The sequence below is a fragment of the Peribacillus sp. 05N428 genome (assembly GCF_056397085.1).
Genome location: NZ_JBFTMS010000057.1, coordinates 1 through 22,487 on the forward strand (window position 1 = coordinate 1; position 22,487 = coordinate 22,487).

The 22,487-nt window shown below is 33.0% G+C and carries 26 protein-coding genes; 11 read left to right on the plus strand and 15 right to left on the minus strand.

All coding sequences use genetic code 11. The annotated features are described in order from the left end of the window. The first annotated feature begins 395 nt into the window (after positions 1–395). The 3 genes from AC1DIV_RS27245 (at position 396) to AC1DIV_RS27255 (ending at position 1,444) form a co-directional block, all read left to right on the plus strand. The gene (locus AC1DIV_RS27245) at positions 396–530 is read left to right on the plus strand and encodes a hypothetical protein (protein ID WP_413023554.1); all 135 of its coding nucleotides are present in this window, start codon (positions 396–398) and stop codon (positions 528–530) included. A 36-nt stretch (positions 531–566) separates the two neighbouring features. Beyond that, entirely contained in the window at positions 567–842 is a 276-nt protein-coding gene (locus tag AC1DIV_RS27250; RefSeq protein ID WP_105718915.1) for a hypothetical protein, read from the plus strand. A 122-nt stretch (positions 843–964) separates the two neighbouring features. Beyond that, entirely contained in the window at positions 965–1,444 is a 480-nt protein-coding gene (locus AC1DIV_RS27255) for a JAB domain-containing protein (protein ID WP_311765552.1), read from the plus strand. 238 nt (positions 1,445–1,682) lie between these two features. Here the strand turns inward: AC1DIV_RS27255 and AC1DIV_RS27260 are convergent, their stop codons facing one another. Both AC1DIV_RS27260 and AC1DIV_RS27265 read right to left on the minus strand, forming a co-directional pair. Beyond that, positions 1,683–2,006 (minus strand): hypothetical protein, encoded by a 324-nt coding sequence (locus AC1DIV_RS27260; RefSeq protein ID WP_048882968.1) that lies wholly within the window; start codon positions 2,004–2,006, stop codon positions 1,683–1,685. A 394-nt stretch (positions 2,007–2,400) separates the two neighbouring features. Next, a complete protein-coding gene (locus AC1DIV_RS27265) occupies positions 2,401–2,730 on the minus strand; it encodes a YolD-like family protein (RefSeq protein ID WP_048882970.1) in 330 nt (109 codons plus the stop codon). A 588-nt stretch (positions 2,731–3,318) separates the two neighbouring features. On the opposite strand from AC1DIV_RS27265, the gene AC1DIV_RS27270 reads away from it, so the two are divergent. The 6 genes from AC1DIV_RS27270 to AC1DIV_RS27295 all read left to right on the plus strand — a co-directional run bounded on the left by AC1DIV_RS27270 (position 3,319) and on the right by AC1DIV_RS27295 (position 7,654). Further along, on the plus strand, positions 3,319–3,477 hold the full coding sequence (locus AC1DIV_RS27270) for a hypothetical protein (RefSeq protein ID WP_161802087.1): 159 nt from the start codon (positions 3,319–3,321) through the stop codon (positions 3,475–3,477). 332 nt (positions 3,478–3,809) lie between these two features. After that, positions 3,810–4,310, plus strand: coding sequence for a hypothetical protein (locus AC1DIV_RS27275; RefSeq protein ID WP_105718913.1), 501 nt, complete (start codon positions 3,810–3,812; stop codon positions 4,308–4,310). Between the two features lie 34 nt (positions 4,311–4,344). After that, complete coding sequence (locus AC1DIV_RS27280; protein WP_181151575.1) at positions 4,345–5,250, plus strand: hypothetical protein; 906 nt, start codon at positions 4,345–4,347, stop codon at positions 5,248–5,250. 46 nt (positions 5,251–5,296) lie between these two features. Further along, on the plus strand, positions 5,297–6,037 hold the full coding sequence (locus tag AC1DIV_RS27285) for a YHYH domain-containing protein (RefSeq protein WP_048882973.1): 741 nt from the start codon (positions 5,297–5,299) through the stop codon (positions 6,035–6,037). Positions 6,038–6,463: 426 nt separating this feature from the next. Beyond that, the gene (locus AC1DIV_RS27290) at positions 6,464–6,865 is read left to right on the plus strand and encodes a DUF6075 family protein (protein ID WP_105718911.1); all 402 of its coding nucleotides are present in this window, start codon (positions 6,464–6,466) and stop codon (positions 6,863–6,865) included. 12 nt (positions 6,866–6,877) lie between these two features. Continuing rightward, positions 6,878–7,654 (plus strand): hypothetical protein, encoded by a 777-nt coding sequence (locus tag AC1DIV_RS27295; RefSeq protein WP_048882975.1) that lies wholly within the window; start codon positions 6,878–6,880, stop codon positions 7,652–7,654. Positions 7,655–8,011: 357 nt separating this feature from the next. Here the strand turns inward: AC1DIV_RS27295 and AC1DIV_RS27300 are convergent, their stop codons facing one another. Continuing rightward, positions 8,012–8,590 (minus strand): MerR family transcriptional regulator, encoded by a 579-nt coding sequence (locus AC1DIV_RS27300; RefSeq protein WP_181151574.1) that lies wholly within the window; start codon positions 8,588–8,590, stop codon positions 8,012–8,014. Positions 8,591–8,921: 331 nt separating this feature from the next. On the opposite strand from AC1DIV_RS27300, the gene AC1DIV_RS27305 reads away from it, so the two are divergent. Both AC1DIV_RS27305 and AC1DIV_RS27310 read left to right on the plus strand, forming a co-directional pair. Beyond that, complete coding sequence (locus AC1DIV_RS27305) at positions 8,922–9,674, plus strand: hypothetical protein (RefSeq protein WP_105718909.1); 753 nt, start codon at positions 8,922–8,924, stop codon at positions 9,672–9,674. A gap of 108 nt (positions 9,675–9,782) precedes the next feature. Further along, positions 9,783–11,960, plus strand: coding sequence for a type IA DNA topoisomerase (locus AC1DIV_RS27310; RefSeq protein WP_105718908.1), 2,178 nt, complete (start codon positions 9,783–9,785; stop codon positions 11,958–11,960). A 78-nt stretch (positions 11,961–12,038) separates the two neighbouring features. On the opposite strand, the gene AC1DIV_RS27315 is transcribed toward AC1DIV_RS27310, so the two are convergent. The 12 genes from AC1DIV_RS27315 to AC1DIV_RS27370 form a co-directional block, all read right to left on the minus strand. Further along, the gene (locus tag AC1DIV_RS27315; RefSeq protein ID WP_105718907.1) at positions 12,039–12,773 is read right to left on the minus strand and encodes a hypothetical protein; all 735 of its coding nucleotides are present in this window, start codon (positions 12,771–12,773) and stop codon (positions 12,039–12,041) included. A gap of 84 nt (positions 12,774–12,857) precedes the next feature. Beyond that, a complete protein-coding gene (locus tag AC1DIV_RS27320; protein WP_105718906.1) occupies positions 12,858–13,217 on the minus strand; it encodes a hypothetical protein in 360 nt (119 codons plus the stop codon). Positions 13,218–13,427: 210 nt separating this feature from the next. Beyond that, entirely contained in the window at positions 13,428–14,420 is a 993-nt protein-coding gene (locus AC1DIV_RS27325; RefSeq protein ID WP_105718905.1) for a conjugal transfer protein TrbL family protein, read from the minus strand. 15 nt (positions 14,421–14,435) lie between these two features. Continuing rightward, complete coding sequence (locus AC1DIV_RS27330; protein WP_105718904.1) at positions 14,436–14,963, minus strand: hypothetical protein; 528 nt, start codon at positions 14,961–14,963, stop codon at positions 14,436–14,438. A 20-nt stretch (positions 14,964–14,983) separates the two neighbouring features. Further along, a complete protein-coding gene (locus AC1DIV_RS27335; protein WP_105718903.1) occupies positions 14,984–16,021 on the minus strand; it encodes a bifunctional lytic transglycosylase/C40 family peptidase in 1,038 nt (345 codons plus the stop codon). 13 nt (positions 16,022–16,034) lie between these two features. Next, positions 16,035–18,026, minus strand: a complete 1,992-nt coding sequence (locus tag AC1DIV_RS27340) for a VirB4 family type IV secretion system protein (RefSeq protein ID WP_142398535.1) — start codon at positions 18,024–18,026, stop codon at positions 16,035–16,037. 11 nt (positions 18,027–18,037) lie between these two features. Next, complete coding sequence (locus tag AC1DIV_RS27345; RefSeq protein ID WP_105718902.1) at positions 18,038–18,721, minus strand: TraC-like domain-containing protein; 684 nt, start codon at positions 18,719–18,721, stop codon at positions 18,038–18,040. A gap of 4 nt (positions 18,722–18,725) precedes the next feature. Beyond that, a complete protein-coding gene (locus AC1DIV_RS27350) occupies positions 18,726–19,061 on the minus strand; it encodes a PrgI family mobile element protein (RefSeq protein ID WP_105718901.1) in 336 nt (111 codons plus the stop codon). 14 nt (positions 19,062–19,075) lie between these two features. Then, on the minus strand, positions 19,076–19,312 hold the full coding sequence (locus AC1DIV_RS27355) for a hypothetical protein (RefSeq protein WP_105718900.1): 237 nt from the start codon (positions 19,310–19,312) through the stop codon (positions 19,076–19,078). Between the two features lie 99 nt (positions 19,313–19,411). Then, positions 19,412–19,630 carry a helix-turn-helix domain-containing protein gene (locus tag AC1DIV_RS27360; RefSeq protein ID WP_477577847.1) on the minus strand — a complete coding sequence of 73 codons (219 nt, stop codon included), beginning with the start codon at positions 19,628–19,630 and terminating at the stop codon, positions 19,412–19,414. Between the two features lie 394 nt (positions 19,631–20,024). Then, positions 20,025–20,645 carry a response regulator gene (locus AC1DIV_RS27365; RefSeq protein ID WP_237332149.1) on the minus strand — a complete coding sequence of 207 codons (621 nt, stop codon included), beginning with the start codon at positions 20,643–20,645 and terminating at the stop codon, positions 20,025–20,027. A 5-nt stretch (positions 20,646–20,650) separates the two neighbouring features. Then, positions 20,651–22,009, minus strand: a complete 1,359-nt coding sequence (locus AC1DIV_RS27370) for a sensor histidine kinase (protein ID WP_105718898.1) — start codon at positions 22,007–22,009, stop codon at positions 20,651–20,653. Positions 22,010–22,487 lie beyond the last annotated feature (478 nt).

The window sequence follows — 22,487 nt, forward strand, 5'->3', positions numbered from 1 at the left end:
TCGTACAATGTACGCAATCTGACTAAGCTTCCAACAGGGGCAGATTCCTAGGCTTCGCCCTACCCCTGTAGGAAGCAAAGTCAGATCGTCAGCCAATCAAGGGGCCTAAAACTTTTTCATTAAGAACGCTGCGCAACATAAAAAACTTTTAAGCTAAGATCACCCTTGACCGTCTGCCGATGCTCATTGTTCGTTCTACTTGCAAAAGGGGAAAAATAATCCCCCTTTGGGGAACTGAATCGCTTCTCCAGGCAAAAGAAAAAAGAAATTCAAAAACCAAAAACAAAGGAGGAAAAGAAAATGATTGAATCTCTATTATTAACGACTTTATTAGTTGGAGCAGGAATTTTAGCTTTTATCATCATTGACAGTAACAAAGTAAGGAGAGAAGAAGGATGAAACGTACAAATATTTTATGTCCTAATTGTTTCAAAGGGAAATTACTACAAGAGAATGAAAAGAGTTGTTATTGCGACAGGTGTGGACAAGAATTTATAAAAACAGGAGAAAATACGGTTAAGTTTAAATAAAAATTAGTTTTCGATTATGGACGGAGGTTGAATAATATGACTGATAAAGAATTAGTAATAAAAATTTGTAAAGGATGTACCTTAGATAAATTATGTGAATACTTAGATTCATGCGGAGATTTGTATGCTTTAGGTTATATTGATTCGGAACGTGAACAAGAAATATTAGATGAAATGCTTAAATTATCAGCTTTAAATTTATGGGCTATTCATAAGTATGTAAATACAAATGATGTTAATTATGAATATCCTTTTGAATGGTTCCTAGTTGAGGTCAGTTCCAGTATGGATGAATCATTATTAAAAGCTTAATATATCAACATCTCATTGAAGTTTTAGTGTCCAAATGGTATAATATTAGTATAGAAAGGAGTTGAGAAAGTCCAAAGGATCAGCTAACAAAATGAAAAGCGTTGGCAAAAGTAACCTATAAAATCACAAGCACAAAGGGGAGTTTAAAAGTGGAATTAACACCAATATTTGAAGTTGTACGAATCAAACAAGAAATAAGAGAGAACACAGGACCTTATGATAACTTTGTAATTCGGTCACCATATGATGCTCAAGAGTTGGCCGCATCTTACATAGCAGATGAAGACAGAGAGGTTTTTCTTGTCATGATGCTTAATACAAAAAACCAAGTTATCGGGCTTCATCGAGCTCATGTAGGAAGTCTGAATTCTTCTATTGTACACCCTAGAGAGGTCATGAAATGCGCCATCTTGAATAATGCGGCTTCAATCATTGTCAGCCATCAGCACCCGTCCGGTGAGCCCACCGCAAGCCCAGAAGACCATCAAGTAACAAAGAGATTAGCCGAAGCAGGAAGGATATTAGGGATTGAACTCCTTGACCATGTAATCGTCACACACACAGGAAAACACATAAGTTTTAAAGAAAAAGGATACTTATAAAAATATAAAAAGCAAAGAGGATATTTTCCTCTTTGCTTATCTAAATAAACATCAGCATCATCTATAGAAATGGCTGGTGATCGCTACGAATGGGAGTAAAAAACATACGTTTTTTACTTGATTATAAGGCAGGCATCGAGCCTGCCAACGGTTGCTGAAGCAACCTAAAACCTTTGATACCATTTGCTCCGCAAATGGTATCAGAAAAATCCATTTATAAGTATTTTTTATTCCTTTATTATTTCTCGGTCCAATCGTTTTCAATTGTTTCTCCAATATAACCAATTAATTCGGCTTTATTACCTTCATGATGTTTGTAGTATTCATAGTTATAAAAATATGGCGTGGATCTGATATGCTCATAATGACCTTCATTACCACCAAAGGCTTTAACAATCATTAATTCCACCATTTTTATTTGTTCCGATAGGAAACCGTGATTTTCATTTTCTTCTCCACCTAATATCTCCAATACGTTATTAAGTGTTTTTTGTCTTTCAGCCAATGAATCTAATAAAACAAATAAATGTTGAGCCATTAATTTATCTTTTGTTTTCACCATTTAATATCCCCCCTAAACCTTATGTACTACTCTTATTATCGCTACCTTTTTTACCCCATGTGTATAGAGACCAGTACGGAAGCTTCATCAGATTATCTTTAACAGCTGGTGTACATCTCTCACAATAGTATGCAATATAGGTCTTGCCTTGTTCATACAATGGAGTCATTACAGAAAAATGGTACCAATGAGCACAATACATACACATCTTTTTCTCTGTCATACTTCCAATCCTCCCACCAACTTAATTGTCACCGATCATACCTCAGATAAAAAGGCTATAAAGTTCTGGAAAGAATGAATATTGAAAGTGCATTAAAAGGTATGTTTGAAGCTATATGTACTACAGACATGTCCGCAGGGTTAACCCTGCCTTAGCCTTTAGGATAACATTTTATTTAGGAGAAACGTTTGTGATGTTAAAAAAATCAATACTAATAAGTGTACCGAATTCATCAATAATAAAGACTTTTTTACTTATTGGATCTATCGTTTTTACAAAACCGATTCTCGAACTAAAAAATCCATTTTTCCAAGTTATTATTTCTAAACTGGTTTGAGTAGCTAAACTTTCTGAAATAAGTTGTTCCATATCCTCAATTTGACCTTCATCCAATTGTGGTCTTGGTACTTTATGATAATCGTTATCTAACTCTTTTAACATTTTTGTGTGTTCTGGCATAAAGAATCCTTGGTATTTTATAATTCCTCGATCATTTATCATTCTTTTTTTCACGCCCTTTTAAATTCATTATAAGAACGTTTGTTTCCTTTTGCAATTGTATGATTATGGATCTAAAAATCCTTTGGGCGGCAGCACTACAGACTGATCAGAAAGGAAGAGCATCTTTCTGTCATTCTGTACGTGTCGCTTCGGCATTAAATGGCCCGATAACCACGATCTGTACGGCTAACGCCTACATTTCGTAGGTTCCTGTTCCCTTTACGGTTTCACCGCCATACCGAACGAGCCGAAAACCTTAAACCATAAGACCGTGGGCTCTTGCCCACACCCAGCCAACCTAGCACGTTGGATCGCAATAAAAGGATCAACCTACCCAACCCTTCCATTCTTGGAAGGGCTGCCCCTTCGGCAGGCGCCAACAAACGTGGAAGTTTGTTGACAACAATAGGCTCTTGGATAGAGAGTCTATCAACTCCTTATCCTCCCTTCGGTCCGGTACCGTTGACAGACACCGTAGATAGCTGATTTATTCCCAATTTTTATGTAGAAATATATGAAAAAGATACCAAAAAACGTTGTAGTTTTAGTGTCTAAATGGTATAATATTATTAAGGAGGTGATAACGAAGTGTTAAATGAGACCGAACTAAGAATCGTTTTAACGGCATTAGGAATTGTCGCGTCGGTTCTTTCGATCATCAAGACTTGGCTTGACATCAAGACTTTACGGTCGAAAAAGAAAAAAGCTCAAATTCGCAAAAAACCCCGCCCTGGAAAGCGTAAGTAATTAAGCGAAATGAGCCGGGAAGGAAAGACAGTTTGTCTTTCCTTCCTAAATCCTATTATATAACACTTCGGATCAAATTATGAAAACAAAAGGTAATTTCTATTTCATCATTTTCGTTACAATTTATCTATTCATAAGAGTTTACCCTTATGGTTCGGCACTTCAAACAGTTTTAGACATTTTGATCTTGATTTCTCTTTTATCTTGGCTTACTTTGCAAGTGATAAAAAGGAGAAAGGATTCATTGGATTGATTGTACGCAAGAACCAAAATTCACACATATCAGCCAGTCTAAAAGCTGGCTGATATAATAAAAATAAGGAGAGGATAAAATGAAAACATGTCCTTATTGTGGGAGTAATCTCGAAAAAATGAACACTCAATATTATTGTGATTTTTGTTGTATGAATCTTGATCCACTCATTGTGAAAACAAATGGAGAAAGAATTGATATACGTGTTAATGAAGCTGCGTTAGATGTTCACATTGAAAAAACAACACCAGAGCTTATGACTTTATCAACATTTGAACTTTTGTATTTACTTAAAGCTATTAGGAAAGAGCGTAGCGAAATGTATTCTTATATGAATACATTTTACAAAGCAGGTCAGCAGCAGGTAGATTCAGAAGATTTTAAGGAATATGAAATTTCATCAGGTAAAGACTATATGCATTTTACTAAAAAGGCATTTGTTGTAGAAAATATTATTCGGACACGTTTAGGCTATGTCCCAACAAGAATTACTGAATCATATTTGGCAAGATACCTAGAATCAATAAAAAACGATAAAAAGGCACCAATGATTATAAAAACCGAGAGACAAAAAAAGTGAAATTCAGGGTAATAGCAGGAGGATGAACCACATCATGGATATAACCGAATTATTAGCGAAGATTTATAGAAAGTATGGATTTACATCGGCTGAATTTGTTTTCTTAAATAGCTGCCTAAACCAATCGGGTTATCGTTATGGAATAATAAAGTTTGATGAAGTCAGTGAAATGACAGGATTAGATTCCGATGAAATATTGAACATGTTAAAAGAATTGAAGGAAAAGAAAAACGTTCCTTTTTATGATGAAACAAGTATTGATTTTAATAAACTTTATAAAGACCTTCAACGATTTGAATATTCTTTACGTTCATTAAGGGATAAGCTTACTGAGAGTATAGGCTATTATCAAATGATGGGTTCTTATGAGGAGTATGGACATATGGGAATGGTTGAATTACTGCCAATCGATGATGAAGGTGGTATCGCTGTAGCAACTAAGGATGGTTATTTGTGGAGTATAAAGGAGACCCATGAATTAATTGAGGAATTAAAAAAGTTTATTAATTATACTGATGATGAAGGAATTATGGAATTTAACAACAAAGTAAAAGAAAGAAAAGAATTTGAAAGTGAAAGATGGAAAGAAAAGGCGGAACATAGGGAAGAAGAAAAACGAAAAAGGGAAATACCGAAGCCTGGCATTGTTATTCTTTTTAGAATGTTCCCTAGTGGTTTATATAAAATAACCTATTCTACTTCTTTATCAGAAATTGATAAGATAAATAGGATAAAAGAGGAATATGGTCATAACACTGAAATCGTTCATGTTATCGAAACTGCTGATACTTTCAAGTTTGTTCATCAGTTCATAAAAAAACAATTCTCTAACCGTATGGCTGGTAATGGATTCACCGAGTATAAATTAACAGATGAAGATATAGAGTATATTCGTTCTGAAGTTTATCCATCTAATGCTATGGAATGGATGAATGGTTGAAATGAATCTTAAAAATCTCATTAGAACGGTTTAAAGAGGGAACCAGATGAAAATTAGGATATTTATTTTTGCTATCTTCTTATTCTTTATTTCGGGAAGTGATGCTTTAGCTCACCCTGGAAATACAGATTCTAGTGGAGGCCATACATGCCGAACAAATTGTGATGATTGGGGATTGCAGTATGGGGAATATCACTCCCATAATACTGAAAAAAGTAACGAAGGCATCTATGATGAAGATGTTTATGATACTCTCGAAAACTACTATGAATTAAGTTATCAGGTCGGTTATGACATCGGTTATGAAGATTATGAGAACGAAATTTACTACAATGAAGAACCAGTCGATGATAATCTACAACAAATAGATGTAGCATCTTACGGTAAGGGATATTCAAAGGGGTATGCAGATGCCGAAGAGGAAAAGGACGATGAATTAGAAGCAATTGAGGATTCCTCGGTAGATGATTCAGGTGAAGATACTGATGGAAAACCTTATGCTGAAGAAGATTATTCGGATGATGATGCCTATGATGATGGTCATGATGAGGGACATGCAGCTGCTAAAAAAGAAACTATGTATAATGAAAATAACTTTAATCTCCGAGAAGACCAACAAGCCATCTACAGCAAGGGGTATCGAGCAGGGTGGATAGCAGGGGGAGGGGGAACTTTCTTTGAACAGGTGTGGTTTGACTTGTTTGAAACATATCCCTATATCACTTTTCCGTTAATAGTAATTGGAGTAGTATTCCTTATGGCATGGGTGAACCGACGAAAAAGATAATAAAAGGTTAATTGAAATGAATCGTATCATCTTAAAAATCTCATTAGAATGGTTTAAAGAGGGAACCAGAAGATGCAGATTTAAGCTTTGAATTATGGTATACTTTAATGTAAATACTCTTGTGCTTGAGTATTATATGTTACTGATATGCTCCGGCTGATCCCCGGAGTTACTTAATAATATATTTAGTGTCTAAATGGTATATTAAGATTGGAGGATTACACATGCAATTTGATTTTTTTTCAAGGTTTCGATTTTAATTTTACTTACGATTATAGCTATTAGTTGTATCTTTATAGCACTATACTTATCAGAAGTTCCTCAAATTTCTGATCATTTATTTGGTTTGAACAATCTTTTAATTAATAGTGGAAATAATTAGAATTAACACTAACTAAAGATTTATTTAAAACGGGAGGGAACTTAATGAAATTTCAATTTTCAAATCAAGAACATGAAGTAAAATATTCGCAATTTCGGAATGAAGATATGGCAGATTACTACAGAACAAACAAAGAATATTTATCTGTTGCTTACCTAATGACCGGGAATAAGGAATTGTATCGTAAAATGAAACCCTATTTTGATGCCAAGGGTGGTAATTTTGATTCTGAAGAAATGTTTGAAGAGAACGACTTCAGCAGTGGACTTCGTGTACTAGCAAAGCTTGCTGTCCATTTGTTTAATTCTAATGAAACAGTTGAACCTCTTGATATTATTTCAACCTTGGATGAAGAAGGCTTTAAATTAGCGTTAAATGCCTTTATATTACGCCGTTATGGAGTGTCAAAGGGATATGACTTTCCAGAAGAAAAATTGTACGTGTAGGAGCTGCTTTTTATGAAACAAGTATCTTTCTCATTATTTCCAGGACAAGTTGAAGCATATAAATCTTTAGTTGATCCGTCCATGCAATCCAAAATTTTAAGGAATTTTATACTAAATGAATATCAACTAGTAGATGACTTAAGCGTTATTAATGAAGGCGATGTAAAAGGGTTAAAACCAGAAAAATTCCTGTTTGATGAACATACACATGATCGGCTTAATGAATTAGTTAAAACCGTTCGTGAATCTGGATACAAAGCAAATCGATCTTCCTTAATGCGCAACATCATGAAACAACTAATTGAGAAATTAGAAAATCAGAACGTTTCATTACCAAAGAAACGTGAAATTCGAAAATCAAGTTTTTATTTCGAAAAAGGGACTAGAGAAGTTTTAGAACAATTTGTTCCTTTTCGCGATCGTAACTCAGCCTTGGAACGATTTATTCTAGAGGAATATAAACCAAGTCATAATTTAGCTTTTCTATTGGAAAAACCAGAAGAAGTAGAGCCTATGAGAATTGGTATTGCTACAGAAGCCTTTGATAAGTTAGATGATTATGTAAAAGAAATTAAGACAAAGGGAATTACTCGAACTGCCCTTATGCGGGATGTAGTTGTTCAGCTAATAGGAAAGTTATCTGATACGGATGGAAGTAAATTAATAACCGAGAAAAGACTTGAAAGTGCAATTAATGAGTTTGAAAGGAAATTCGGGAGTGATCTATTAAGAGAACGATTAGAAGAAGAGTACAATTTAAAGATTAACAACAAAAAAAACCAAGAGTAATGTATGAAAACAAAAAAAGTCCCGATCTGTACTGGCATACAGAAAGGAACTCCGGGAAAGGAATTTAAATTTTGACTTTAACTATTTTACCAAAATGTGTTCGAAATGTGAACCTGTATTTTTTTGACACTGAACAAATTGGATTACAAGACTTCATCTGGTTCTATGGTGTTTTACTATTCCTGGGCGCAGTCACAATAGGTATCGTGATACCGGCACTGATACAAGCACTTACAATTTTGTTTCTAATCTAAAGGAGATATTTATTTATTTGCTACCAGGACCCCTCTAACTAAAAGCATGAGCAGTTGAAAAGGATGATATTATTTAAAGACGGCCCTAAAAAAGGGCCTTTTTTTACTTGGATGAAAATAACCGTGCAAAAAAGCCTTTTTTTGGTGAAGTGGCTGCGGCTTCTAGTTGATTCTTTTGAGCTTCCTCATAAGCAATTAATCGTTGATTCACCTGTTTCTCGATAGAATCCGTTATATTCTCTTTTTGAGAATTTTGATATTCCATATATTGTTGCTGTTTTTCTAACTGTTTAACTAAGACTTGGTTAAATTGTTCCTGCAGCTCTAACTTTTCCTTAATAACTAGTAATTCCTTTAGGATTATTTCAGACGCTTCAGGCGTTGGTTCAGGCTTTAAATCTTTTCCACCTGTAGCTAAATGATATTCAATTTGCTTAATTGTATAATTTTGTTCTCGGCTTAATTTTTTAACTAATAGTAGTCTTTCTAATGCTGACTGATCGAAATAATGGTAGCCATTTTCACCCTGTATAGTTGGGATATAGGATTTTAGTTCCCTTAACCAATTTCTAATCACCCCAGGATTCTCTTTAACATATTTGGCAGCTTCTTTAACTGTTAATCGCAAGTCCTCTACGTTTTCACTTTTGTCTTCTGAACGTATGTCTTCAGTTTCAGTCAAGTTTTCAACCACCTTTCAAGTTATATTTCAACATATGTGGTAAACAATAAAAGCTAAATAGGAATTTTAAGTTACGTGATCAAATTCACCAAGGTTATCAAACAGGTTTTTCTTTATCTTAAAGATTCGATATATAAAATAAATGTCCTTTATCGAGGTTTGTCTAGTTATGTATACATATTCTATCATTCTCCTCGATAGAATATGTCTTAAGCAAATAGTTCACCATAAAGGTGAACCTGCTCATTAAACATATAGACTTATAAATCTAATTGATTTCTTGAACGAAATATTCATATAAGTTATAATATACTTAAAAACAGGAGTTCATATGTCAAAACAATTAGTTGGTTTTTCGGTACAAAACGATATTATCCAAGAATTTAATGATACTGTGCAAAGAAATTATAGGTCTCGTAAAATTAGAGAATTTTTAAAGGGTTTGGATGTTGATATAATCATAAATCCATCAAACGCTAAAAATGTTTCAATATGCCCAATAAGACTAGAACATACTGAACAGGAAAAAATAAACCATATTGTCATTAATAACGCTAAAAGAGGTTTTAAGATTAACAGCTCGGATGTTATTAGTTACATTATGTCACAAATTAGTTCCATGCCTGTCCGCACAAGGGATACCATGCATACAACTTTTACAATAGATATAAATATGTACAAGGATCTTATTTCCTTGTTAAAAGGTGATATCATAAACCTTACTTTTGAAGAGTTTGTTCTTAATGATTATAAGAAACCAGATATTGAATATATCAAGTCATATAAAACTGATGAATCAAAAGCAATCCCGATATTAATAGATAAAAAAGTGATTGAGGTATTGGATGAGGTAAAGGATCATGTGATTAAAGTTACGAAGAAAAAAGTACCAAGATCGGGTATTATTCGTGACGTTATTCATCAAATGATTGAATCCTTAAAAAATAATGATGATGAAATTATATATTTACAAGAAAAGATTATGAATGACATTGTTTCATTAAAATCTCTAGCTGGAGAAGAAAGTGTCCAAGAGTTAATTGAAGAAGTTAAAAATATAATATCTAATGAACGAGTTAATTAAAGTATAAATAGGTGACCCTATTTATACTTTTTTTATATAAATTTCCAATATATTTTACTCATATATGTTATAATATAACTATATATTTATCAAAAAAGGAGTGAAAAAATGAGCCGTCCGACAATTTTGGCCGAAAAGCCATCACAGGCAAAAGCATATGCAGAAGCCTTTTCTGTCAAAAAGCGTGATAAAACGTCTATTGAATTAAATCCATGCAGCACATTTCCTTCTGGAGCTATTATTACTTGGGGGATTGGACATTTAGTTGAATTGAAAGAACCAAAAGAATATAAACCAGAATGGGGTTCATGGAATTTATCCTCATTACCGATCCTGCCAAGCAATTATGAATTTAAAGTGGCTTATGGCAAGAACGAGCAATTTAATGCAGTAAAAAAATTATTTAGAGATGCTGATTTTTTGGTGAACGGATGTGACGTTGACAGGGAAGGTTCTAACATTTTTTACTCCATTTACCATATGACTGGTGTAAAAAACAAGACCATTAAAAGGCTTTGGATCAACTCCTTAGAAGTTGATGAAGTTCGTAAAGGTTTTGCTAATTTAAAAGATAATCAAAAAGACTTACTCTTGTACAATGAAGCCAAAACACGACAAATAGCAGATTGGCTTATCGGCATGAATGGCAGCCGTTTATATACTTTGCTTTTACAACAAAAAGGATGGAAAGACAGCAGCACAAGTAATAACAGTAGCATAAGTATAGGTCGAGTCCAATCGCCGGTGGTTTTTTTAATCTATAAGAGACAATTAGAAATAGAAAATTTCGTAGCAAAACCATTTTATGAAATTGAAGCTGATTTTACAGTTGCTAATGGTAAATATAAAGGGAAAGCCAAAATCAAAAGTGAGAAAAAAGAAGAAGTTCTTAATATATTGAAACATCACAGGATAACAGGAAAAGATAATGGTGTTGTTAAATCCGTTACCAAAAAGGCAATGCGAACTAAATCGCCGAAGTTGCATGCCTTGTCTACCCTTCAAACGGCTGCTAATAAAAAGTGGAAATACAGCCCTAAACAAGTACTAGATACCGTACAAAAATTGTATGATAAAAAAATACTTTCCTACCCGAGAACGGACACTCAATTTATTACAGAAAACGAATTTGCCTACTTGTCTCAAAATCTTGAATCCTATCAGGATATTATCAAAAATACATTTCAGGTAGATTCCAGAGAGCCTAAGAAAAGGTATGTATACGGTTCGAAGGTTCAAGAACACTATGCCATTATCCCAACCAAGACCATTCCTACTAGTGCCACTCTGCAAGGCTTTTCGACCGAAGAACAGAATATCTATTTTGAAGTGCTTAATACTACCCTAGCTATGTTTCACACTGATTATGTATATGAAGAAACCAAAGTTATTACAGATGTAAATGGCCTTGATTTTGAAACTACTGGGAAGACGGAAATTAGCAAAGGATGGAAAGAACTCTTCAAAGATACTGATAAAAAAGATAGTCTCGATAAGAATAAGGCCGTAGCATCCTTGCCAATAATCGAAAAAGATGAAAAGGTACTAAGTGTAGTAAAACAAAAAGAAGGCTTTACAACGCCACCTAAGCCCTATACAGAGGGTGACCTTATTCTTATGATGAAGACCGCAGGGAAATCTGTTGAAGATAAAGAAGATGTGGAAATATTAAAGGAAATTGAAGGGTTAGGAACTGAAGCTACAAGATCAGGAATTATAGAAACAATCAAGAAACACGGATATATAAAAGTAAATAAGAATGTAGTATCTGTAACGGACAAAGGTAAAGTTCTTTGTCAGTCCATTCAAGGCACTCTGTTATCAAGTCCAGCCATGACAGCTAAATGGGAATCTTACCTGAAAACCATTGGAGAAGGTCAAGGATCATCTAAAGCCTTCTTATCAAACATAGAAAAGTTTATTAATAAATTAATTAATGAGGTGCCTGGGCAATTAAAGTCAGAAGCAATTGTTAAAAGCATTGAAAATATTCAAAATGCCGATCAAATCTGTTTATGTCCTACTTGTAAAAAAGGCAGTATTAGTTTAAAAAAATCTTTTTACGGATGTTCAGAATATACTAATGGCTGCAAGCAAAGTTTCCCTTTAAAGATACTAGGTAAAAAAATTACAGAAAAGCATGTAAAAGATTTAAGTACAAAAGGGAAAACAAGTGTGATGAAAGGTCTGCAACCAAAAGCAAAAGAGAAAAAACCATTTGATGCTTCTTTAGTTTTAAAAGACGGTTCAATTTCCTTTGAATTTCCTTCAAAAGTAAAAAAATAAGATGTATTTTAGAAAAAAAGGTCCTTAATTATTGGACCTTTTTTCTTGTAATTCAATTTCCTTCAATGGCTGAAAAAACTACTCATTGAATGTATGTGTACCAGTTAAATGTTCAGGGAATTCAGTCCAAAACTCTATCAATGCGTTTGCATAAGTATTGAAGTTGATTTTATCTATTTCGAATACAACTTCAGAATTGGTTGTGAATTCTCTATCCATGATTCTTTCCTTGTTATAGGAATCTAATTTGAACATTTCAGGATGCTTCTTAAATAATCGTTTAGCTGATCGGCCATCCCCATGTTTAAATGCATTAGCAATATCTGCTAATACATAAATCGTATCCCAATTTGAATTTTTTTCTAAATCATAGCCCAACATCAAATATGCATCTTTAATCTCTGTCATATTTGTACCGAATTTCTCTAGTTTTTTAGTTCTTACATTACTAAGATTATGATTTAGTTCTCCATATATAAAGCTTCGTAATTGTTGTTCAAAGATTTGATACATATTAGAGAGAAATGATAGGTGAAAATTATGTTCCATTAGAATTTCAGAATCATAAAATTCACAAACTTTATCATTAATCATTTCAAATACGTCACTTGGATCAGTATTTTCCCAATTAAATGCTGTGGCATATTCTTTTTCTAATTCCTTATAGTGTTTGTCCGCAGACTTCTCGTGATCTTGAAAGAGTAAAGACATAGCTGACAAGTGTTTATCTTTCATTCGGTCGTAAATTGATATATATTGCTTCCTTCTATAGGAGCTTAACCATGCATCTATTTGTACAGTTGTTCCACTCATATTATCACCTTTACCTTCACCTTTAGTTAACTATTATTTTATATTTTTCCAATAAAAAAAACAGCTTATTTGTGGCTGCTTTTTTTAATCAACTTTCTTATATTCACAAACATTATCTGAACTTGATAATTGAGCTTTCATCGTATCTCCTTCGACTGTAATAATGAAATTGTCAGAACCACCGCCATAATCAAATTCGTAATCATTATTCTCTATATGCTTATATGTTCCAGAAGAGTGTTCTCCTCCTTGTACTCTTGAATTTTGAATTTCGAAGTTGTTTTCTCCTTTAAAAGTAAAAGAGTCTCGACAAACATTTTTTTCTCCATCAATCTTTTCCCACGTACCGTTCCAAGATGATGAAGCTGTTTTATCTACATTTTCTTCACCACAAGCAGCTAATACAAATGCGGCCATTGTTGAGATCATTAGCATTTTTTTCATAGTACACCACCTACTTTTGTTTTTCTTTAATTCTTTCAAATACTATTTTACAGTTTTTGTAGAAGTTTATGGGGGCATTTTTTAGTGAATTTAACAATACCCCCCTTTTTTCTGGACTGTTTTTGGTTAATCTGTATAATCCAAAAGTGACTAGTAAAAGCAGCATTATGATATTTAATAATATATTCATGTTTTGCGTCCTTTCACATATTATTTAATTCTACGCATAATTACTGATTTCGCAACTGTAGACACTGTCCCAGAACCAATTCCACCTGCTGTACGACCAGTCCCTGTTGAATACATAAGTTCTTTAACTACTTGTGGAGATTTAACTACTAATATCATATATCCAATACCGAACATTATTTTATCAGCTTCCCATATACTTCCATTTGAAAAGAACTTACACATAAATAATATTAATAATATTTGAACACTTTGAGTAAAAATGATACTCAATAAATTTTTCCAAAACCCAGGTAATAAATTCATGTTGTCACTTAGATTAGTAGCGATACAAATAGGGGCGATTGCCAAAGCAAAGCCTAATTCAGCGAATCTTATAGCCATCTGGATTAACATTACAAAGAATAAGATCGCTAAAATCAGAGCCAAAATACACATAAATACTAAGTTTATTTCAGCTTCTTGAATTTTTGCTGCATCATACTTAAATGTACTGAATTTCAGATTATAACCCTCTAATAGACCTTGAACAAACCAATTGTTAAATTTAAGAAGGTATTCAAATATCCATTTAAAACTTGATGCAAAACACACTGTAAATATTAGTTTAACTGATTTTTCCCTTATGACCCCTCTTGATTCTGGATCGGCTGTAGCTAGAATTTCAACCATCTTATATAGGAATATTACTGTTAATAAAACAAAGAAAAATTTATAGGCCTGATCGTAAAATCCACTTATTGTTGGATCTTCTAAAATCTTAGCTGGTTCTAACAAAAACGTGTCTAATTGTTGAATACTATAATTAATAGCTCCTTGCACGATATTTAATACAAATTCACGTATTTTACAATTGAAATCAAAGTTTCCACAATCTAAATTAACCGATTCAGATGTTTCTTCTTCTTCTGCATATGCAACTTCAGTTGTAACGAAATTAAATACAAATACAAGGAGGAAAAACATTGATAATGCTAAGAGAATTTTATTTCTTTTTTTCTTTTTAAGAATCAATTTATTTTCCCCCCTCTAATTACCTTGGAATTCAGAAACGTCATTTAAAATTTTAAAATTAGTTACAATCCACTTTTTATTTTTTAATTCAAGATTGATCTCTGCAATTGATTTAGACTTGCTTTTCTTTCCATTGATAGTGATTACTGAATCAAATGTTGCTAACACCTTTGCCTTTGTATCATATTCATCTCTTGCATGATAAACAGTCGTATTGTCTATATCACTTCTATATTCAAGATCCTTTGGCATTTCAAATTCTTTATCTAATTCTTCATAAGTTTGAAATAGGTTATCTTGAACTTCTTTAGTAGTTAATCCATTGATATTTTCCTTTTTTGGTCTTCCTTCATATGTGTAAAATGCTTCTAAAAATTTGATTGCATCATCTTGAACGTTCACTTTGCTGTTACTACTTAATGCATTATATTTTTTATCTAATTTGGTATAAGCATCTTTTATGTCATGATGCTGCTTAAATTGGTATCCACCAAAAGCAATCACTATGACCAAAAGTATATAAAGAAAAATCCTTTTATCCATTTATATACCACCTCGATTATTTAACTCACTCGACCATAACCAACTATTTTAGGATTCCAATAGTTATTGAGTTGTGAAAATCCTATTCCTCCGTTATTCGCATCAAACATTTTATTGTTTCCTACATAAATTCCAACGTGTGTAACATCATTATAACTAGCTGTTTTAAAGAATATTAAGTCACCTGGCTTCATTTGGTCCTTTGAAATCCTTTTCGTGGCTTTATATTGTTCTTGTGCGGTTCTCGGTAAACTATAACCAATATTCTTAAATGCCCATGAAGTTAAACCACTACAATCAAAACTAGTGGCAGGCGTTGATCCACCCCAAGTATATGGAAAACCTTCATACTTAAGAATTTCTTTGTATAACGTCTCATACGCTTTTTGTCCTAATTGTGAACCGGTAGCTATTGCTCCTCCTGTAGAAATGTAGCTAAATACTTTGGTTGTATAACTCCAATCCCCATAACAATAAGGATATCGAAAGTTATTTGTATCTCCACCACATGTGTATTTCCCAGGGTTCTTTTCCATTTGCAAAGAAGAAAATTCTTTAGCAAGTGCTTCGGAATGTTTTCCACCTTTTGATGATAAAAAATCTATATATCCTCCACCAAAGTTGTAACTTTGAACTATTCCTTCGATATTTACACCTTTGGCTTTTCCCTTTTCAAAAACACCTGCAAAATGCTTGACCCCGACTTGAATAGAATATAGTGGATCAGTAATGGAATTGGGAGGTAATCCTAAACTTTCGGATGCTTGAAAGATATCACGACTTAATCCCCCGCCATTTTCTTGCTGAAGAATCGCTAAAAGGACAAGAGTATGTTCCTCCATTCCATACTTTTTCAATTCAGCTTCTATTAGCGATCTATAGGCTAAAACTTCTGCTGATAATTCACCTACCTCAAATTCTCCTGTTTCCTCTTCTGTAGAGGAGCCCAAGCCTACAACCATCATGATGATACCAACAAAAAAGATTGTGATTCCACCAATTACCCATTTCCATTCTTTAGCAGCAAATAAGCCTAATTTTGTTGTCAATGTGAACATATATTTTCACCTACTACTTAACCAAAATAAGTTCTGGATTTTCTCGTTCCTTATGGAAGTGCTCTTCTTTATCAGTATCAGTTAATAAAATTTCGTGGTTATTTTTAACATGTTGGTATTCAACTTCCATTCTTGGTCTATCCCATAACTGAAGCTCAATGGGTGTTAACTGTACGTGTAATGAAACTTTAGTTGAACCTTCGATGAAAACGCCTTTACCAGCACTTTTTTTACGATCTGCATCTTTAATTACTAAAATGAGTTTTTCTTCCTCAGAGAAGTTCTCTGATGTTTTATCCATGATTGTATTTAACTCTGCCCTGGACATTGGAAGGTATAACTTAGATACAGAGTTTAAGATAATAGCTTCACCATAGTTCCTAGTTCCTTCTACTGCGGATAGAAAGTCACCTACCTGTTGAGTAGCCGAGGTAACACCACTATTAAAGGAACGGAGTAACTTATACATATCTGATAAGAATTTCATCGCCAGTGGGTTTCTTGGATCAGCCAGTATATGAGCTTCATCAACGTATATTTGAACAATTTCTTTATCTTTTACTGCATCTTCTTCTAAAAACGTCAGAATGTTATACATAGCTACTTTTTGTAAGTCTTCCTCACCTTTTAAATCAAATAAGTCGAAGGTAATTAAGTCATTAGATAAATTTACATTTGTATGCCCATTCATAGCCTTAGAGTAAGAACCTTCAACATATTGATAAAGTACTTGATACAAATTACTTAATGGTTTAAATTCTTCATTGTTAGCTATTAATTCTTTAATTACGTTATACAAAGCTCCCATTGTTGGGTAATCAGTAGATTTTAAAGTTGAAAAATCTGTATCCCATGTAATACTCAATGGTTTGTTCTCTTTTGTTTTGTTCTCTTTATAAGTTTTAACGAGAGCTTTTTCTAATAAAGCTAATGCTACAGGATCATCTTTTAGATCCGAATACATAAGAGTAAACATTGTTTTTAAAGTGGAAATCTTACGATGCAGTAAAGATGAATCAATAACATTTCCATCATCATTTTTAATAAGTTTAGTGTTCATGATTTCAAAAGCATTGATAACCGTATCATTCATTGGAGAAATTTTTATCCATTCCCCACCAATACGTGTGAATTTATTTCCAAACTCTCCTTTTGGATCTATGACCCTAATACGAGTACCTTGAATCCATCGACGCAGCATATCTCCAAAAAGATATGTACTTTTTCCAGAACCACTTGGTCCACATACGTACTCATGTCTATTTAGTAATTCATCTGGATTAGTCATTACAATACTATTGGTCTTTAGGTTCCTTCCTTTAATGATTCCTCTATCCGATATTACTTCGGATTCATCAAAAGGAAATAAGGCAGATAAAGCTTCTGCATCGAAATTTCGATAAGTGAGTTCTTTTACCTTATTTTTATTTATAGGAAGTACCGATTCAAAGGCATCAAACATACGGTTTGTAGGTGCAATAGCTTTCAAATGGCGACTTGTAAGAGTTTTAACCGAATTGGTAACACGGTTTAACTCTTCTAAAGAAAGAGCCTGAATGTGAATAAGCATATGTTCGTTGAATAATTCTGAATTTGAACTTGTGAGGTTATCGAGCAAAACAGTTGCATCTTTGATGTTATTTTCAAGATTTTGACGTTCCGAGGTTTTAAGTTTAGCATCATGTAATTGGCTGCTATACTCTACAATCGCTTTATCTAAAGCTCTAACCATGGCTTCTGAAGATGTAGGTTCAATATGATGAATAACAGATACATTTGAACCTATGCTATGGAGCTTATCGAGAAAACCCGCAGTAATGTTATTGGAGAAATGGGCCACTGCTAATGTTCTCACATAATTACTTCCCAATCTCATGTATGAATCATGTTCTTCTATACTATCTGGAGACAATATATCTAAAAAAGTTGATTGGTCATCTACAAAGTTTTCAAGTGTAACATTTTCCTTCTTCTTACCAATCAAATTAGACAAAAAACTTAGCATATCACCCACTCCTAACGAACATAATAGTTTTCTTCAGCTTTTAATCTATCCACCGTATTAATAAGGTTTCTTCGTCCAATGACATAAGCTGGATTTACTTCATCCTCTATTGCTAAAATTTGAGCATTCTCATAATCAAAAAACATATGAATATACTTTTCTAACTCTTTATTAGATAACTCTTTAACTTCCAGTTTCGGACTTCTTAACATTTCTTCGATTTTAATTGTATAATCTTCGATTCTTGTTCTCAGTTTTCTAATCGCTTCAATTTTGGATTTTTCATCACTAAATGATTGATCAATCACGATATAACGATTTCTTCTAATCATTTCTCGATCTTTTTGAATATTATTTGCATACCAAATGTAACTTTGTAAGATTTTCTTTTTATATGGATTATCCATTTTCTTTAATTGTGATTGAAGATCCACAACGTAATCTTTTAAGTTAACAGGAGTGGAAACTCGGCTAATCATAATTGGAGCATCTATAGTGTTTAAAAAGCTTTCATAACTCTCAAGTACTTCTCTTTCTTCATTATGTGACATTAAAGAGATATTAACGGGTGAAACACTTAAAACTTTGATTAGTCTGTTGTCCTTTGTTTCAATCATTTCGTTATATATATTCCGGATAGGGATTAAATCTTGAACCGTTTTTTCAGTCTCCTGAACTTTCTTCTTTCCGAACATATACTCACTCCTTAAAACCCTTCTTTTTATAATAGAAAACTTTCTTTCTATTTTTAAATTCAATCTGCCATTTTAGATAATGAAACAATCTGATGTTTTTTCGTTGCTTAATTGGCTTAACGAATAAAAACAAACCAATTATAGTCGGTGGCAGCACTACCATAAAAACCTTCATTTGCACATTTGTACCACTTGGTATCATGTACGAATATAAGAGATAACCAATTAATCCCCCTAATGCAAGAAACAGCGCTTCTTTAAAAGTAACGAAGCGCCAGATATGGATTTCCTTGCTTATTTGTCGAGGGATCGTGAATTTTTTCTTTCCCTCTTCTTTCATAAGGAAGCCTCCTATTAAAATGTTTTACCAATCCATGACATAATAGCCGGTGCAGAGAAACAAATAATGGCTACAAATGATGTAAACCAGATACCTTTTTTAAATCCGGCTTTAGCTGATTCATCCCCCACAATCCAAGCTCCAATACAACAAATAATTAGTGCAATAATAGCTATTGGTGTGGCTATATCAAGCAAACCTGCAACCACACTGTCATTCAAAAAGTTAGATATCTTAGTAAATGGATTCATTAATGAAACCTCCTTTTAGTTTATATTTATATTGTAAACCAATAACGGATTTTAATCAATGTAAATTTGCCTAGTTTTGGCTAAATAGGTAAAAAGACTTTAAATGTCCAAAGTTTGTAAACTACCCTCTTCAAGTTCTTCTACTGTGATCTCCAATGCTTTAACGATTTTCATAATATTTTCATGTGTAGGGTATTTCCGATTTCCTCTTTCGATTTGAGAAATAGTCGATTGTGGAACTCCTGATTTTTCCGCAAGTTCAAACTGCGTCCAACCTTTCTCTAACCTTTTTTCCCTGATTTTATTAATGATGTTCACCTCCTTATTTTTTTATATGTAACAGCCACCTTTAATTCGAAAACGAATATTGAATAATCGTCTTTATCTTACAAGATTAGACAAACGTAGGGGAGTGTCATCTTTTATGGCCCTAGAATAGCAAAAGGGGCTATAAAATATAGCCCCTAGAGAATGTAGACACCCCTTTTTCTGAAAAGTTACTGTTAAAAAAGGGGTTTTTGTATCTTTTAACCAGCATATGTAGATAGTTATTTTCGAATATGACACAAAATATTGTTTCTAAACTTGATATAAAAAAAGCTAAAAGGCATCAACAAAGTCGACAGCCTTTTAGCTTTTTTTAAATATTCAATTGAAGTTTTTTTGATCTGGATCTGACAATTTGGCTGATCACCATGAAGTAACTACACATTCATAAACCTCCAGATTTCACTTTTTGAATAGCTTCCTTCATGCTTGATACGGATAGTTTTTTTAGTATATTTTTGATTTGATTCTTAATAGTATTATCGCTTTTAATTAATTTTTTTTGTATCTCACTTCTCGAATATCCTTGCTCAATAAGGTCATATACCCCCCTTTCGGCAGTAGTTAATTCTTTAAGTTGTTCTTCGCTTTTCAACCGAACATAATCTTTAATCAAAGCTTGAATTGGAGGGGTTTCATGATAAGATGCACGGATAATTTCAGGTATACGAGTGGCATCTTTTTTCAAAATATAATCTGTTGCTCCAGCCGTAAAGGCTTGCTGAATAACTTCTTCATCTGACATAGACGTTAACATAATAATTTTAGAAGATTCACTTCGTTTTAATTCTAATGCTGTGTATATACCATCCAAGTTGTCTTCCGTAAGATTTATATCAACTAGAAAAATATCAATATGATTAAGTGCCCCTGAAAGTTTAATTGCTTCTTCTTTTGTTCTGCTACATGCAACAAGCATCATATCATCTTCATTGCCAATAATCGTTTCTATGAGTTTAATCCAATCTTCGTCATCTTCAATTAACACAACTCTTATTTTATCCATATGCATCAATCCTCCTTTATTGGGAATGTTAATTTAACACTTGTCCCTTTATTTAGCTCACTCTCAATCTCTAAATTCCCACCACTTTTAGTCATCACATGGTAGCAATAAGCTAAGCCCAAACCAAAATTCGTACCACTCTTGCCTTTTGTAGTGAAAAAAGGATCCACAACACGACGTAAATTATTAGGAGATATACCCATACCATTATCAGTAAATACAACTATGACATTATCTGACTTGGTAAAATCTGTTGATACCTCTATTTCTCCACCTTCTTTTAAAGCCTCCAGTGCATTATTTAAAATATTTATAAAAACTTCTTTTGTATGAGCGCTATCACATATAACATCAATATTTCCTGCATTATATTTCTTGTTGATTCTCACCCTGTCACAATCCATCTGTATATCTTCTATGCTGTTATCTAATATTTCATTTAAATTCTGTTTTGAGCGTACGATATAGATTGCTTGTGTCTTACTTTGGATTCGATCTACCATATTCGTGAGATGATCTGAACTTCGACTGATAATATCGATTGCTTCTTTTCCACTTGCGTTTAATTGATCTTTGTAGGGTTTCAAAAGAAAAAGGCTAGAATTAATTTTATATAATTGATTCTTTACCGCATGGTTTAATAAACCAGATCCCGTATTAAAAACTTGCATTTTACTATCAAAGGCCTGTTTTTCCATTTTCAGTCTAACACCTAATACTCCCATTTTTGTCATCATAACTATACATGTGATTCCTGCAATTGCAACAGGGATAGAATTCAATCTCCACATGGCGATTAATCCAACCGCATGCCCTATATAATTGGTCAAAACATTTGTTAGAAAGGGAGGAAGTAAAAGGTAATTAAATAATTTCCGATCTTTTTTCTTCTCAGTATTTTTCTCTATTTTTGTACTGTAGATCATAAAAGATGTTCCAACTAAGTAACATGGAATTGCCCAAACAGCCACTAAAATCCAATTATGCGAGACTTGCGGGTAAAAGGTCGTATTAAGAATCATAATGAATAAGGGAATTAACAACAATGAACCTAATAATCTTAATTTCCCCTTTGAAAAGAGCCCTGAATATGTAGCTGCAAACATCATAAAACAATAAGGAGATACATTTTGATTAAAAAAACTGCCTAAACTATAGCTTACTTGAAATAAAATTTCATAATCTAAAGTAACAAAATTGTATTCAACAAGATATGGAAAAAAAGTTTCTATCAGTGATTTGCCAAATGCGCCACTGCCAAATGAAAAAAGTAATAAACTTAACCATTTACCCCAATCTTTTTCTCTATTATTGATATAAACTATCGCTGCAACTGTATACAGAATAAAAAATGTTAATACCATGATAAACACCCTCTTTTCGGTATACTTTAATTAACAGCAGAATTTAAAAACGAAAGTACTTTTTCTTGATATTCATTTGGATAAGCTTGGTGACTTCGCAAATGCAAAACACCTGATGTTTTCCAATATGTAAATTTGTCAGGATGACAGTTTGATAACAATTCGCTGTGTCTACAAAAGATTGTTTTATCTGCATCACTGTGTATAAATAACACTTTTCGGGGATATATTTTTCCAATAACATCAATAGGTTTTACAACATCAAGTTTTACACCCGATAAAAAAGGTATCGTGTTTAAAATAATTGGGTTAAATGGATACTTCGGTAGTTGGGGTACGACCGAGATACATGTAAAAAAGGGTCATAGTATGGTATTGTTTACCATTTATAACCCTTTCTTGCTCTTTACTTTCTTATATACTATACAGGAATATCTTCCTCGATTGGTTGTGGAATATTTTCTAAATCGATCATATA

What these genes read in the sequence shown, in the direction of transcription:
- AC1DIV_RS27290 (WP_105718911.1), top strand. Translation starts at nt 6,464, where the DNA reads ATGAAATTTCAATTTTCAAATCAAGAACATGAAGTAAAATATTCGCAA.
- AC1DIV_RS27260 (WP_048882968.1), bottom strand. Translation starts at nt 2,006, where the DNA reads ATGGTGAAAACAAAAGATAAATTAATGGCTCAACATTTATTTGTTTTA.
- AC1DIV_RS27335 (WP_105718903.1), bottom strand. Translation starts at nt 16,021, where the DNA reads ATGTTCACATTGACAACAAAATTAGGCTTATTTGCTGCTAAAGAATGG.
- AC1DIV_RS27355 (WP_105718900.1), bottom strand. Translation starts at nt 19,312, where the DNA reads ATGAATCCATTTACTAAGATATCTAACTTTTTGAATGACAGTGTGGTT.
- AC1DIV_RS27285 (WP_048882973.1), top strand. Translation starts at nt 5,297, where the DNA reads ATGAAAATTAGGATATTTATTTTTGCTATCTTCTTATTCTTTATTTCG.
- AC1DIV_RS27250 (WP_105718915.1), top strand. Translation starts at nt 567, where the DNA reads ATGACTGATAAAGAATTAGTAATAAAAATTTGTAAAGGATGTACCTTA.
- AC1DIV_RS27305 (WP_105718909.1), top strand. Translation starts at nt 8,922, where the DNA reads ATGTCAAAACAATTAGTTGGTTTTTCGGTACAAAACGATATTATCCAA.
- AC1DIV_RS27320 (WP_105718906.1), bottom strand. Translation starts at nt 13,217, where the DNA reads ATGAAAAAAATGCTAATGATCTCAACAATGGCCGCATTTGTATTAGCT.
- AC1DIV_RS27275 (WP_105718913.1), top strand. Translation starts at nt 3,810, where the DNA reads ATGAAAACATGTCCTTATTGTGGGAGTAATCTCGAAAAAATGAACACT.
- AC1DIV_RS27315 (WP_105718907.1), bottom strand. Translation starts at nt 12,773, where the DNA reads ATGAGTGGAACAACTGTACAAATAGATGCATGGTTAAGCTCCTATAGA.
- AC1DIV_RS27245 (WP_413023554.1), top strand. Translation starts at nt 396, where the DNA reads ATGAAACGTACAAATATTTTATGTCCTAATTGTTTCAAAGGGAAATTA.
- AC1DIV_RS27330 (WP_105718904.1), bottom strand. Translation starts at nt 14,963, where the DNA reads ATGGATAAAAGGATTTTTCTTTATATACTTTTGGTCATAGTGATTGCT.
- AC1DIV_RS27265 (WP_048882970.1), bottom strand. Translation starts at nt 2,730, where the DNA reads ATGATAAATGATCGAGGAATTATAAAATACCAAGGATTCTTTATGCCA.
- AC1DIV_RS27350 (WP_105718901.1), bottom strand. Translation starts at nt 19,061, where the DNA reads ATGAAAGAAGAGGGAAAGAAAAAATTCACGATCCCTCGACAAATAAGC.
- AC1DIV_RS27365 (WP_237332149.1), bottom strand. Translation starts at nt 20,645, where the DNA reads ATGGATAAAATAAGAGTTGTGTTAATTGAAGATGACGAAGATTGGATT.
- AC1DIV_RS27345 (WP_105718902.1), bottom strand. Translation starts at nt 18,721, where the DNA reads ATGTTCGGAAAGAAGAAAGTTCAGGAGACTGAAAAAACGGTTCAAGAT.
- AC1DIV_RS27280 (WP_181151575.1), top strand. Translation starts at nt 4,345, where the DNA reads ATGGATATAACCGAATTATTAGCGAAGATTTATAGAAAGTATGGATTT.
- AC1DIV_RS27340 (WP_142398535.1), bottom strand. Translation starts at nt 18,026, where the DNA reads ATGCTAAGTTTTTTGTCTAATTTGATTGGTAAGAAGAAGGAAAATGTT.
- AC1DIV_RS27370 (WP_105718898.1), bottom strand. Translation starts at nt 22,009, where the DNA reads ATGGTATTAACATTTTTTATTCTGTATACAGTTGCAGCGATAGTTTAT.
- AC1DIV_RS27310 (WP_105718908.1), top strand. Translation starts at nt 9,783, where the DNA reads ATGAGCCGTCCGACAATTTTGGCCGAAAAGCCATCACAGGCAAAAGCA.
- AC1DIV_RS27295 (WP_048882975.1), top strand. Translation starts at nt 6,878, where the DNA reads ATGAAACAAGTATCTTTCTCATTATTTCCAGGACAAGTTGAAGCATAT.